Source organism: Microlunatus flavus (genome assembly GCF_900110855.1).
Taxonomy (GTDB): Bacteria; Actinomycetota; Actinomycetes; order Propionibacteriales; family Propionibacteriaceae; genus Microlunatus; species Microlunatus flavus.
Window position 1 is genome coordinate 170,487 of record NZ_FOFA01000005.1, and the last position, 12,470, is coordinate 182,956.

The 12,470-nt window shown below is 76.5% G+C and carries 12 protein-coding genes; 1 reads left to right on the forward strand and 11 read right to left on the reverse strand.

All coding sequences use genetic code 11. The features are described 5' to 3' along the window. Positions 1–105 precede the first annotated feature (105 nt). The 6 genes from BMY04_RS13250 to BMY04_RS13275 all read right to left on the reverse strand — a co-directional run bounded on the left by BMY04_RS13250 (position 106) and on the right by BMY04_RS13275 (position 4,525). Complete coding sequence (locus BMY04_RS13250) at positions 106–666, reverse strand: YqgE/AlgH family protein (protein WP_091181210.1); 561 nt, start codon at positions 664–666, stop codon at positions 106–108. After that, positions 656–1,102, reverse strand: coding sequence for a VanZ family protein (locus BMY04_RS13255; RefSeq protein ID WP_091181212.1), 447 nt, complete (start codon positions 1,100–1,102; stop codon positions 656–658). Before BMY04_RS13255 ends, BMY04_RS13250 begins: the two co-directional genes overlap by 11 nt. Further along, a complete protein-coding gene (locus BMY04_RS13260; protein WP_091181737.1) occupies positions 1,099–2,541 on the reverse strand; it encodes an NAD-dependent malic enzyme in 1,443 nt (480 codons plus the stop codon). Before BMY04_RS13260 ends, BMY04_RS13255 begins: the two co-directional genes overlap by 4 nt. 23 nt (positions 2,542–2,564) lie before the next feature. After that, complete coding sequence (locus BMY04_RS13265) at positions 2,565–3,302, reverse strand: hypothetical protein (RefSeq protein WP_139209848.1); 738 nt, start codon at positions 3,300–3,302, stop codon at positions 2,565–2,567. A gap of 79 nt (positions 3,303–3,381) precedes the next feature. Beyond that, the gene (locus BMY04_RS13270; RefSeq protein ID WP_091181217.1) at positions 3,382–3,978 is read right to left on the reverse strand and encodes a hypothetical protein; all 597 of its coding nucleotides are present in this window, start codon (positions 3,976–3,978) and stop codon (positions 3,382–3,384) included. Further along, a complete protein-coding gene (locus BMY04_RS13275; RefSeq protein ID WP_170854124.1) occupies positions 3,968–4,525 on the reverse strand; it encodes a sigma-70 family RNA polymerase sigma factor in 558 nt (185 codons plus the stop codon). Before BMY04_RS13275 ends, BMY04_RS13270 begins: the two co-directional genes overlap by 11 nt. A 136-nt stretch (positions 4,526–4,661) precedes the next feature. Here BMY04_RS13275 and BMY04_RS13280 point away from each other — a divergent pair, with 136 nt between their 5' ends. Beyond that, positions 4,662–5,639 (forward strand): aldo/keto reductase, encoded by a 978-nt coding sequence (locus BMY04_RS13280; RefSeq protein WP_091181225.1) that lies wholly within the window; start codon positions 4,662–4,664, stop codon positions 5,637–5,639. Positions 5,640–5,646: 7 nt separating this feature from the next. On the opposite strand, the gene BMY04_RS13285 is transcribed toward BMY04_RS13280, so the two are convergent. Genes BMY04_RS13285 through BMY04_RS13305 form a run of 5 tightly spaced genes read right to left on the reverse strand, consistent with a single transcriptional unit; the run spans position 5,647 to position 12,454 of the window. Further along, positions 5,647–6,870 (reverse strand): VWA domain-containing protein, encoded by a 1,224-nt coding sequence (locus BMY04_RS13285; protein WP_232506384.1) that lies wholly within the window; start codon positions 6,868–6,870, stop codon positions 5,647–5,649. After that, positions 6,863–9,241 carry a DUF5682 family protein gene (locus BMY04_RS13290; RefSeq protein ID WP_198410140.1) on the reverse strand — a complete coding sequence of 793 codons (2,379 nt, stop codon included), beginning with the start codon at positions 9,239–9,241 and terminating at the stop codon, positions 6,863–6,865. The genes BMY04_RS13285 and BMY04_RS13290 overlap by 8 nt, the downstream gene beginning before the upstream one ends. Continuing rightward, a complete protein-coding gene (locus tag BMY04_RS13295; RefSeq protein WP_091181228.1) occupies positions 9,238–10,362 on the reverse strand; it encodes an ATP-binding protein in 1,125 nt (374 codons plus the stop codon). Before BMY04_RS13295 ends, BMY04_RS13290 begins: the two co-directional genes overlap by 4 nt. Further along, positions 10,359–11,123, reverse strand: a complete 765-nt coding sequence (locus BMY04_RS13300; RefSeq protein ID WP_091181230.1) for a DUF5691 domain-containing protein — start codon at positions 11,121–11,123, stop codon at positions 10,359–10,361. The genes BMY04_RS13295 and BMY04_RS13300 overlap by 4 nt, the downstream gene beginning before the upstream one ends. Next, on the reverse strand, positions 11,120–12,454 hold the full coding sequence (locus tag BMY04_RS13305; protein ID WP_170854125.1) for an SWIM zinc finger family protein: 1,335 nt from the start codon (positions 12,452–12,454) through the stop codon (positions 11,120–11,122). Before BMY04_RS13305 ends, BMY04_RS13300 begins: the two co-directional genes overlap by 4 nt. Positions 12,455–12,470 lie beyond the last annotated feature (16 nt).

Below are 12,470 nucleotides of genomic sequence, written 5' to 3' on the forward strand. Positions count from 1 at the left end.
GCAGCCGCGGGGACCGCGCTGGACGCTCCGTCGCGCCCACCCGGCTGCGCGCTCATCCTATGCGCGACGTCCTCACCGGACGCCGATCTTGCTGCGCGGTGCGTGTCAGTTCTGGGTCGGGTCGTCGACCCAGGTCGAGAACAGCGCCAGCGGGCCGCGCTGGCGGCGCAGCACCACCCGCCACAGCTCGAGCGGCTCGTGGCCGAAGACGTCGCCGGCCTCGGCGTCGACGACGTGCCACATGCCCTCCTCCAGCTCCGACTCCAGCTGCCCGGAGGCCCACCCCGCGTAGCCGGCGAAGATGCGCAGGTCGTCGTACGCGCCGCGCACGATCTCGACCGGCGTGTCGAGGTGCAGCAGGCCCACGTCGCCGAACAGCCGCCGCCAGCCCGGGGGCTCCTCGCCGCTGACCCGGACCCGGGCGAGGCAGATGGCGCCGTTCGGCGAGACGGGCCCGCCGTGGAAGAGCAGCCGCGGCTCGGACACGACCGGCACCCAGTCGGGCAGCACCGACTCCAGCGCCGTGGGCGACAGCTCGTTGAGCACCACCCCGAGCGCGCCGTCGCCGTCGGCGTCGAGGACCAGCACGACCGTGCCGTCGAAGACGCCGTCGGCCAGCGCGACGCTGGCGACGAGCAGGCTGCCGGGACGCGCCTCACCGCTCACGGCGGCCCCGCAGCGCGAGGTAGCCGAGCAGGCCGAGCGTGGTGCCGGCGAGGTCGGCGAGGGCGTCGAGCGGGTCGCCGGAGCGGGTCGTGTACGCCTCGCCCTGGACCACCTCGCTCACCACGGCGTGGACGGCGAACAGGACGGCCACACCGACGACGGTACGCATCCGCGGTCGCGCACCCCGGGCCGCCGCGTGCACGTGCAGGGCCAGCAGCACGAGCAGGCACGGGAGCCCGAAGCCCACGAGGTGCTCCAGCTTGTCGGCCTGCGGGAACCACCCGACCGAGGGCGGCCCGTGATCGCGGTAGAGACCCCACAGGTGCACGGCGACGCCGAGGACGGCGGCGAGGGTGACCAGGGTGCGGGTCGTGGGCCCGGGCCGGTCCAGCAGCCGGCGCGACCCCTGGCCCCCGAGCGCGGGTGCCGGGGTCACACCGCGACTTCGGACCCGGCCAGGTCGTCGGAGGGATCGGCCGGGAGCTCGGCGGGTCCGCCGGCAGCCCGGCGGACGGCGGCGGCGACGGCGGTGTGCACGTCGGCGTTGAACACGCTGGGCGTGATGTAGGCGGCGTTGAGCTCGCCGTCGGAGACGACCCCGGCGAGCGCCCGCGCGGCGGCGAGCAGCATCGTCTCGGTGATCTCGGAGGACTGCGCGTCGAGGAGCCCGCGGAACACGCCCGGGAAGGCGAGCACGTTGTTGATCTGGTTGGGGAAGTCCGAGCGGCCGGTCGCGACGACGGCCGCGTACCGGCTGGCCTCGACGGGGTCGACCTCCGGCTCGGGGTTGGCCAGCGCGAAGACGATCGCGTCCTCCGCCATCGTGGCGACGTCCTCCCCGCGCAGCACGTTCGGCGCCGACACCCCGACGAAGACGTCCGCCCCCGCCACCGCCTCGCGCAGCGAGCCGGTGAAGTCGAGGCGGTTGGTGTGCTCGGCCAGCCAGAGCAGCTCCCCGGCCAGGCCGCCCCGGCCGCGGTGCACGACGCCCTCGATGTCGGCCACCACGATGTCGCCGGCCCCGGCGGCGAGCAGCAGCTTGATGATCGCCGTGCCCGCCGCGCCGGCCCCGGACATGACGATGCGCACCTGCGCGATGTCCTTGCCCACCACGCGCAGCGCGTTGTAGAGCGCGGCCAGCACCACGATCGCGGTGCCGTGCTGGTCGTCGTGGAAGACGGGGATGTCGAGCAGCTCGCGCAGCCGGCGCTCCACCTCGAAGCAGCGCGGCGCGGAGATGTCCTCCAGGTTGATCCCGGCGAAGCCCGGCGCGACCGCCTTGGCGACCGCGACGATCTCGTCGACGTCCTGGGTGTCGAGGCACAGCGGCCAGGCGTCGATGCCCGCGAAGCGCTTGAACAGGGCCGCCTTGCCCTCCATCACCGGCAGCGCGGCCTCCGGGCCGATGTTGCCGAGCCCGAGGACGGCGGAACCGTCGGTGATGACGGCGATCGAGTTGCGCTTGACCGTGAGGCGGCGCGCGTCGTCCTTGTTCTTGGCGATCGCGAGGCACACGCGGGCGACGCCGGGGGTGTAGATCATCGACAGGTCGTCGCGGTTGCGGATCGGGTGCTTGGTCTGCATCTCGATCTTGCCGCCGAGGTGCATGAGGAACGTCCGGTCGCTGACCTTGCCGATCACCACGCCCGGGACAGCCGCCATGATCTCGACGATCTCGTCGGCGTGGTTGGTGTCGCGCGCGGCGACCGTGACGTCCATCCGCAGCCGCTCGTGGCCCGAGGCCGTGACGTCGAGGGCCGTGACCACGCCCCCGGCCTGCTCGACGGCGGTGGTCAGCTGGCTGACCGACGCGCCGCCGGCCGGGACCTCCAGCCGGACGGTGATGGAGTACGAGACAGAGGGGACGGCGCTCACGCCCTGCATGCTCTCACGGTCGCTCAGGGCAGGGTCAGCGTCCAGCGGCCGGGGCAGGCGACCTCCACGACGAGGCGGTCGGTCCCGCGCACGGCGGGTACGGCCGAGGTCCCGGTGGCGCCGGTGCGCCGCACCCCGCCGTCGACGTACTCCGCCGCCCGCGCCGGCCGGGCGAGCACGCGGAACGACCCCGCCGCCCCGCAGCGCAGCGCGAGGTCGCCCCGCGCCCGCACCGCCACCACGTCGTCGCCCAGGCCGTCGAAGGTCGCCTCGTGCAGCGGCACCACGTCGAAGGGGGTCAGCGTCACGGTCCACTCCGCGTGCGCCGGGGCCGCGACGACCAGGCGGGTCGCCCGTCCACGCACGCCGCGCTCGCCGACGGACGTGTCGAGCGTGGCGGTGACGGCGGTGGGGTCGGCGAGCGGGCCGCCGCCCACCGCCGTGCCGCGGGGCCACTCGACGAGCCAGGTGCGCGCGTCGCAGCCGGTGCAGATGAAGTGCAGGCGGGTCCCGTTGCCCGGGGCCCGGGTGTAGCGCAGCTGGGCGTCGCCGCGGCCGCTGACCAGCGCGCTGCGGTCGCCCAGCGTGCCGACGCGACGGACCGGGTACGCGGGTCCCGGCCGTGGCGGCGGGGCCGTGGTCGACGGGCGGGCCGACGTCGCCGGCGCGACGGGAGGTGGCGCCACGGGAGGTGACGCCACGGGCGCCCGCCCGGTGAGGGCGACGAGGCCGGCCCCGACGGCGAGGACCAGCCCCAGCACCGTGCCGGCGACGATAGTGCCCCGCCGCGACGGCGCCCGCTCCACGGCTGCGGCCCGTGGGTCCGGTGCCGGTCCCGGCTCAGGCGGCCGGGACCAGCTCCCCGCGCACGATGGTGTCGCCGGAGTGCTCGGTGCTGCCGATGCTCTGCTGGGAGATGTCGAGGATGCCGAACTCGTCGAGGTCGATCGCGTGCTCGACCGTCCACAGCCCGTGGCGGCCGTCGAGGATGCCGAGCGTCTGACGCCGGGACGGGTCCGTGCGGTGCAGCAGCCACGCCTGCCGGATGCCGGCCGCCGGCAGGTCCGCGTGCAGCGTCACCTGCAGCACCCGCCGCCCCTGGGCGTCGGTGCCGAGCTCCGCGTCACCGGTCGCGGCGGACCAGCCGGCCGCGACCGGGGTCAGCCGGGCGTGGACGGCGAGCTCGCGCACGTCGACGGCGCCCTCGGGGCTCTGGGTCGGCACGCCGCGGATCTCCGTGCGGATCGCCTCCCACACGCGGGGGTCGGGGTCGCTCATGGCGAGGTCGGCCGCGCCGCGGGCCAGCGTCACGACGTGCTGGAGCTCCGCCAGCTCGGCCGCGCAGACCGGGCACGAGCGCACGTGCTCGCGGTCCGCCTCGCTGCCAACCTCCTCGCCCAGGGCGAGCAGGGCGAGCAGTTCCGGGTCAGTGTGCATCCGTGGGGACCTCCCACCGTTGACGCAGCTGGATCAGGCTGCTGGCGACCTGGCTCTTGACGTCCTCCACGGACAGCCCAGTACGAGCGGCGACCTCGGCCGGGGTGAGGTCGTCGAGGATCATCCGTAGAACGCGCTGAGGGACGGGGTCCAGGTGCGACAGCCCGTCCGCCAGCACCAGGCGTTCGGCCAGGACCACCGGTCTGGACCGTCCCTCACCAGACCCTTCGGCCCGACCCGCCTCCGTGGAGGCGCCCGGGACGGCACCGGTCGCCGCCCGCGCGTCCTCGATGCGGGCGCAGGCCAGCTCGATCAGCCAGGCCGAGAACGACGCGTGGCCGGGCTCGACGCTGCCGCGGCCGGTCCAGAGCTCGGTGAACACCTGCTTGGTCACGTCCTCCGCCCGGGTCACGTCGCCCAGGGCGCGCAGCGCGAGGCTGTAGACCAGCGGGGACCAGCGGTCGTACACCGCGGACAGCCCGTCCGCCCCGCCGCCCCGGAGGGCGTCGACGACCGCGGACGAGTCCTCCACGCTCCGTGCACCCACCTCGGCTCCTCGCCCTCGTCGCAGAATTCGACCCGGAGAAGACTAGGCGGTCGCGAGGCGTCGGACCGGGACCGGACACGATCCGTCCCGCGTCCGGTCCGCCGCAGCGGGGCCGCACCGACGAAGGGAGCACCTCGTGCAGCACCGACGACTGGGCCGGACCGGCCTGGACGTGTCCGACATCGGCTTCGGCGCCTGGGGCATCGGCGGCGCCGGCGGCGGGTGGGTCGGCGCCCGCGACGACGAGTCGCTGGCCGCGCTGGAGCGGTTCATCGAGCTGGGCGGGACGTTCGTCGACACCGCCCGCGGCTACGGGCGCAGCGAGGAGCTGGTCGGGCAGGTCCTGCGCCGCCACCCGGGCGAGGGGCTCGTCGTCGCCACGAAGGTGCCGCCGCGCAACGGCGAGTGGCCGGCCCGCCACGACGTCGACGTCAGCGAGACCTTCCCGGGTGCGCACATCCGGGCCAGCCTCGAGGAGAGCCTGCGGGCCAGCGGGCTCGAGCGCTTCGACGTGCTCCAGCTCCACGTCTGGAGCGACTCCTGGGTCGGCCACGGCGACTGGCTGGAGACCGTGCAGTCGCTCAAGGACGAGGGGCTGGTCGGCGCGTTCGGGGTCTCGATCAACGACCACCAGCCCGAGCAGGGCGTCGCGCTGGTCCGCAGCGGCGTCGTCGACACCGTGCAGGTGATCTACAACGTCTTCGACCAGGCGCCCGAGGACGCCCTGCTGCCGGCGTGCCAGGAGCACGGTGTCGGCGTGATCGTGCGGGTCGCGCTCGACGAGGGCGGGCTCACCGGGCGGGTCGGGCCGGGGACGACGTTCGAGGCCGGGGACTTCCGTGCCCGCTACTTCGGCGGCGCCCGGCTCGCCGAGCTCGAGGAGCACGTCCGCGCGCTGACCGAGGACCTGGGGATCGGGCGCGACGAGCTGGCCGACGTGGCGCTGCGCTTCGTGCTGGCCCACCCGGCCGTGTCCACGGTCATTGCGGGCATGCGGACGGTGCGCAACGTCGAGCGGAACGCCGCGACCAGCGACCGCGCACCCCTGACGCCTGCGCAGCTGGAGACGCTGCGCCGGCACCGCTGGGAGCGGAACTGGTACACCGCCCCGTAGGCACGGCTCAGGTCGCGCGGGCGGCCTGCTGCGCCGCGGCCCAGGCCCCGACGTCGCCGCGACGCAGCGCGACGGCCAGCATGTCGGGGAAGGCGTCGGGGGTGCAGGCGAAGGCCGGCACCCCCAGCGCGTCCAGCGCCGCCGCGTGCTCGTGGTCGTACGCCGGCGTGCCCGAGTCGCTGAGGGCGAGCAGGACGACGACGGTGACGCCGCTGCGGACGAGCGAGGCCACGCGGCGCAGCAGCTGTTCGGCGTCGCCGCCCTCGAAGAGGTCGGTGACGAGCACGAGCAGGGTGTCCTCGGGCGCCCGGACGAGCTCCGCGGCGTACGCGAGCCCGCGGTTGATGTCCGTCCCGCCGCCCAGCTGGCAGCCGAACAGCACGTCCACGGCGTCGTCGAGGTGCGGGGTGAGGTCGACGACCTCGGTGTCGAAGACCACCAGCGACGTCCGCAGCGACCGGATCGAGGCGAGCACGGCGGCGAACACCGCCCCGAACACGACCGACTCCGCCATCGAGCCCGACTGGTCGAGGACCACGACGACGTCGCGCGTGACGGCCGGGGACGCGCGGGCGTAACCGACCAGGCGCTCGGGCACCACGGTGCGGTGCTCGGGCAGGTAGTGGCGCAGGTTGGCCGCGATGGTGGCGTTCCAGTCGATGTCGCGCGGTCGGGGCCGGGAGGTGCGGGCGGCCCGGTTGACGGCGCCGTGGACCGCGGAACGGGTGGGCTGCGCGATCCGGCGCTCGATCTCGGCCACCACCCGCGCCACGACGAGGCGGGCCGTGCGCCGGGTCGTCTCCGGCATGACCGTGTTGAGCCCCACCAGCGTCGCGGCCAGGTGCACGTCGGGCTGCACGGAGTCGAGCAGCTCGGGTTCCAGGAGCATCGAGGCGAGGTCGAGCCGCTCGATCGCGTCGCGCTGCAGGACCTGGACGACCGACGTCGGGAAGTAGGCGCGGATGTCGCCGAGCCACCGGGCGACCGACGGGGCCGACGCGCCCAGGCCCCCATGACGGCGCACCCGCCGCAGGTCGCCGGACCCGTCGGGGTCGTCGGCGTCGTAGAGCGCGGCCAGCGCCCGGTCCATCTGCTGCTCGTCGGCGGACAGGCCGGGCTCGAGCGCCTCCTGCGCCGGCTCGCCGAGCAGCAGCCGCCAGCGCCGGTCGCGCGCGGAGCCGCCGGAGGCTCCGGAGGCTGGGGAGGCGTCGCTCTCCTCGCGCTCAGCCACGGCCGGCCTCGAGGATGGTCTCGACCGTGGCCAGCACCGGGGCGACGAGCTCGTCGGGGCCGTCCGCGTCGGGCGCCGGACCCGCCGCGTCGCCGTGCGCCAGGCGCTGGGCGAGGGCCCGGCGCTGCACCGTCGAGAAGGTCCCGAACGTGCGCCGCACCAGGGGCAGCACGTCGGTGAACTCCTCGTCGCCCAGCCCGGCCACCCAGCCGTCGAGCAGGCCGCGCAGCGCCGGGTCGTGCACGAGCAGGACGGCGCCGTCGGTGAAGAAGCCCTCGACCCACGCCGCCTTGGCCGCCGCCGCGCTCCCGTAGGAGAGGGCCCGGTGCAGGCGGGCCGGGGCGTCAGGCACCAGCTCGGCGTCGACGAGCAGGCGGGTCAGGCGGCCCTGCAGCAGCGGGGCGAGGTCCGCCCGCCCGACCAGCGCCGCGAGCGTTCCCAGCCACTCGCGGCGCACGTCGGTCGCGCCCTCCTGGGCCAGCAGCCCGACCGCGGCGTGGACGGCGTCGACGAGGTCGCGGACCCGTACGGCGCTGTCGTCGTCGAGACCCGTCGTCGCCCGCGCGAGCCCGGCGCAGGTGCGCCGGACGAGGACCTCCGAGGTCTGGCGCAGCGCGGTGGTGTCGGTGCCGCGGACGTCGCCGTAGCGCGCGGCGCGCGCGAGGGCGGGGACCGCCTCCATCAGGTGCAGCACGTCGGCATCGCGTGCGGCCTGGTCCGCGCAGGCGGCGAGCAGCCGGTCGAGCGCGTCCGGGAGGGCGGCGAGGAGGCAGCGCTCGACGGTGCGGGCGAGCTCGACCAGGCTCTGCCCCTCGACCACGGCGTCGACCCGCGCGGTGGCGGCGGCCTCGACGGTGGTCCCCCACACGGCCGCCTCCACCACGGCGATGGCCAGCTCGGGATGCCACTGCAGCCGCCACGTCTCGCGGAACGTCCCGGTGGCCTGCACGTCGCTCGTCGCCGGCGCGGCCCAGGCCAGCTCGAGCAGCCGCAGGCGGTGGAACAGCTGCGAACGCTCCCGGTCGATCCCGCGGCGCAGGTCGAGGTCGAGGCTGCGGGCGGCCGGCTCGCGCTTGAGCCGCAGCCGCCGCGTCGTCGCCGCGAGGTCGGCCTCCAGCGGCACCGTGGGGACGGCGGCGGGCACCTCCCCGAGCCGCTCCCCCACGACCAGCCGGTCGGTGACGAAGCGCAGGGCCAGCTCGTCGCCGTCGCAGAGCACGGAGCGCGTCGCGTCGGTCACCTCGGTGAGCCCGGCCAGCGGGCGGCCCCGCAGCGTCGCGAGGGTCTCGGCCAGGCGGACCGCCTCGATCACGGACGCGCTGGAGACGGGCAGGTCGCGCCCGCGCAGCTCGCCGGCCACCGCGGTGAGCCAGCGGACCACCGGCGCGTCGCGGGCCTCGAAGAGGTGCGCGTACCAGCCGGGCGAGGTGATCCCGGCGCCGTAGCCGCTGGAGGCGGCGAGGCGCCGGTGGGTCCACGGCACCCAGGTGCACACGACCTTGCGCTTCGCGGCGCCGCGCAGGGTCCGCGCGTCGGGCGCCGCGGGCCCGAGCGGTGCGGTGAGCACGGGGGCGTGCCAGGCCCCGCAGACCACGGCGACCCGGGTGCGGCCGCGCTTGAGCGCGGCGCGGATGGTCTGGCGCATCATCGCCTCGCGCCGGGCCTCGCCCTCGGCGTACCGGCCGTGGCGCTGCCCGACGAGCCGGCGCAGCTCCCCCATCGCCTCGAGCACGAGCGGGAAGGGCGAGGAGGAGTCCAGCCGGCCCTCGACCACGTCCTCCCACCAGCGCTCGGCGTCGTCGTAGCCGCCCGCCTGGGCGAGCGCTCCGAGCGGGTCGCGGCCGGCCAGGCGGCGCAGCGCGGCCGCGTCCCCACCCCGTGGCGCCGGAGCGCCCAGCAGCTCCTCGACCGCCGACCGTTCCCCGGCCTCCTCGCCCCGCTCGGCGTCGTCGGACCCGTCGGGACCATCAAGACCGTCGGAGGCCTCGTCGAGCAGGGTGCGCCCCTGGGGCGCGAGCGTCATCGCGGCCGGGAGGTCGCAGAATCCGACCTCGACCTCGCGCCGGCGCGCCCAGAGGATCGCCTGCCACTCCGGCGAGAACTCCGCGAACGGCCAGAACGCCGCCTGGCGCGGTTCCTCCGGCGCGTACGCCAGCAGCGCCACGGGCGGCACGAGACCGGGGTCGCCCACGAAGCGCAGCAGCGGGTCCGCGTCCGGGGGTCCCTCGACGAGCACGCAGTCCGGGTCGTACGCGTCGAGCGCCGCCACGAGCGAGCGGGCCGAACCCGGCCCGTGGTGGCGCACGCCGAAGACCTCGACCGGGCCGCGCGGCGGTGCCGCGACGTCGGTCTCGAGCTCGGCGAGCGTCACGTCGAGTCCCGGCAGGCCTCGTAGAACGCGCCCCAGCCCGGGCGTTCGCGGACGACGACGTCGAGGTACTCCTGCCAGGCCTGGGCGTCGGCCACCGGGTCCTTGACCACGGCGCCGACGATCCCGGAGGCCACGTCGGCGGGGCGCAGCACGCCGTCGCCGAAGTGCGCGGCCAGTGCGATCCCGTTGGTGACGACCGAGATCGCCTCGGCCGCGGACAGCGTCGCCGTCGGGGACCGGACCGCGGTGCGGCCGTCGGCGGTGACGCCGGCACGGAGCTCGCGGAACACCGTCACCACCCGCTCGATCTCCTCCGCCGCGGTGCTCACCGGCGGCAGGGACAGCGACGCGGTCAGGTCCGCGACCCGGGTCGTGACGATGCGGACCTCGTCCTCGACGTCGGTCGGCAGCGGCAGGACCACCGTGTTGAACCGTCGCCGCAGCGCCGACGACAGGTCGTTGACGCCCTTGTCGCGGTCGTTCGCGGTGGCGATGACGTTGAAGCCGGGCCGCGCCGCGACCTCGCGGCCGAGCTCGGGCACCGGCAGGACCTTCTCGGACAGGACGGTGATCAGCGCGTCCTGGACGTCGGAGGGGATGCGGGTCAGCTCCTCGACCCGGGTGAGCGCGCCGCGCTCCATCCCCACCATGACCGGCGACGGGACGAGCGCCTCGGGCGTCGGGCCCTCGGCGAGCAGGCGCGCGTAGTTCCAGCCGTAGCGGATGGACTCCTCCGCCGTGCCCGAGGTGCCCTGCACCAGCAGCGTCGAGTCGCCCGACACCGCGGCCGCGAGGTGCTCCGACACCCAGGACTTCGCGGTCCCGGGCAGCCCGAGGAGCAGCAGGGCGCGGTCGGTGGTCAGCGTGGCCACGGCGACCTCCATGAGCCGTCGCGAGCCGATGTACTTCGCGCTGACCACCGTGCCGTCGGCCAGCGTGCCGCCGACGAGGTAGGTGACCACCGACCACGGCGACAGCCGCCAGCGCGGCGGGCGGGGGCGGCCCTCCTCGGCGTCGAACGCCTCCAGCGCCTCCAGCTCCGCGGCGAAGGCGACCTCGGCGTGCGGGCGCAGCACGGCGGGGACGCCGTCGGCGGGGGCGAGCTCGGTGCTGGCGGTCATGGGTGCCTCTCGGGGTGGTCGAAGGTGGCGGCGAGGTGCAGCCGCAGGCGCAGGACCTCCTCGGCGGCGGCGAGCCCGACCCGTGCGGGCTCGTCCAGGGGTTGCGACCGCAGCCGCGCCAGGGCGTCGTACGCGTCCACGGGCAGCCGGGTGCCGACCCGGCGGCCGAGGGCCCGCGCGCCGCCCACCTGCTGGGTGCCGGCGGCGAGCGCCTGCAGGGCCGCGGCCGCCTCCCCGCCGTTGAACGTCGGGTCGCGCTCGGCGGCCTCGTCCGCCGCCGCCTCGAGCGAGCGGACCACGGCGGCCCAGGCCGGGTTCTGCCGGGCGAACCACACCCCCCGCGCTCCGAGCGCCGCCCCGAGCCGGCGCCGGTCGAGGTCGTTCGCCCGGCGGGCCCGGTCGAGCAGGGCCGCCCAGTGCTCCGGCGCCAGGCCGAACCCCGCGTCGAGCGCGGCGCGGAGCCACAGGTTCACCGGCTCGCTGCCCGTGACGAGCAGGATCTCGTCAAGGACCTCGCGCGCGGGCGCCGGCGGCCGCGGACGGTCGGGTGCGGGTGCGGCGGCGGGTGGGAGCGGCACCCGGCGGGTCGCGCCGGTGACGAGGGTCGCCGCGCGCCGGCGTGCGGCCGCCTCCAGGAGCCAGACGGCCGGGTCGGTGCCCTCCGGGGCCGGGACCGGGCGGCGGTCCGTGCCGAGCAGCGCGGCGTTCACCAGGTCGGGCCCCGGGCTCGCGGGCGCCGGAGGTGTGGTCGCGGTGCTCACGCGGCCGCCACCAGCCGGGGCGTCCCGGCGGTCGCGTCGAGCAGGCGCAGGGGCGCGAACCCGGCCGGCCCCCACTCGCCGAACACGTCGACCGCGTCGCCGCCGGAGGCCGCGAGGAGCGGCCAGGGCTCGCCGGGCCCGGTCAGCAGGCGTACGCCGGTGCCGTCGGGGTCGGCGAGGTGCCAGGCCCCGCCGACGTGGTCCGGGCGCACCGGCACGGCGCGCAGCACCACCGGCATGCGCGTGGACCAGGGGTCGGCACGGAGCTGGCCCGCCCAGCGCCGCCGGGCGTCGGCGACCGTCTCGTGCGGCCAGTCCGGGACCGCCTCGGTCTCCTGCTGCTCGCCGAGCAGCACCCGGTGCTCCGCTCCCCCCGGGTAGCGGTGCACCGCCGCGTGCAGGACCTGGCCCACCTCGACGCTCGTGTCGAGGCCGGCGCCGGGCACGGCGAAGCTCAGCAGCAGCGCCCAGCTCTGCGTGGCCCGCCCCCACAGCCAGACGCGTCGCGACTCCAACCGGCCCTCCAGGCTGTCGACGGCCCCGAGCGCCGACCAGTCGTCGAGCACGCCCGGACCGGCCAGCACCGCGGCCTTGGCGACCGGGTAGCCGATCCGGGACCGCACGGTCGCGGCGAGGTCCGGCGGGAGCCGGTCGAGGCCGCGGTGGGCGACGACCAGCAGGTGGAGCCCCGCGAGCGCCTCGAGCAGCTGCGCCGGCCAGCCCGACTGGTCCGTCCGCGCGAGCAGCCCGGGCAGGCCGCGGAGGACGCCGGCGACCCCGGGGGCCTGCGCGTCGACCATCCGCGCGGCCACGCCCTCGACCCGCGCCCAGGGGCGGCGCTCCCACGCCGACAGTCCGCCGCGGACCTGGTCGGCCAGCCAGCGGTCGAGCTCGTCGAGGCCGGCGTCCACCTTGGCCCGCCGCTCGGCCGCCCGGGCGGCCGCGGCCTCGGGGTCCGGCACCCGCTCGGGGTCCGCGCCCCGGCCGGCGGGCGCAGCGGGCACCCCGGCCCACGGCGGCGGCGCGGCGGGCGGCAGCAGGGCGTCGGCCCAGCGCAGCAGCAGGGCGAGCGCGTGCTTGCAGGGCGACTTGCGGCTCGGGCAGGTGCAGGAGGCCGTCAGCGCGGGCGGCGGGCCGGGGGCGACGACCACCGCGTACGTGGCCGAGCCGTGGCAGCGGCCCCACAGCAGCTCGTCGGCGGGCTCGTCGCCTGGGCGGGGAGCACGACCCGACTCCGACCACACCCGGCTGGAGACGAGCGGCAGCGCGGCCCGGCGGGACGCGTCGTCCGGAGCCGTGGCCAGCACCTGGCTGCGGGTCCAGACCTCCACGCCCGCCACAGTAGTG

Excerpts from the sequence above, each read along its gene's own strand:
- BMY04_RS13270 (WP_091181217.1), bottom strand. The coding sequence starts at position 3,978 with ATGCACACTGACCCGGAACTGCTCGCCCTGCTCGCCCTGGGCGAGGAG.
- BMY04_RS13295 (WP_091181228.1), bottom strand. The coding sequence starts at position 10,362 with ATGACCGCCAGCACCGAGCTCGCCCCCGCCGACGGCGTCCCCGCCGTG.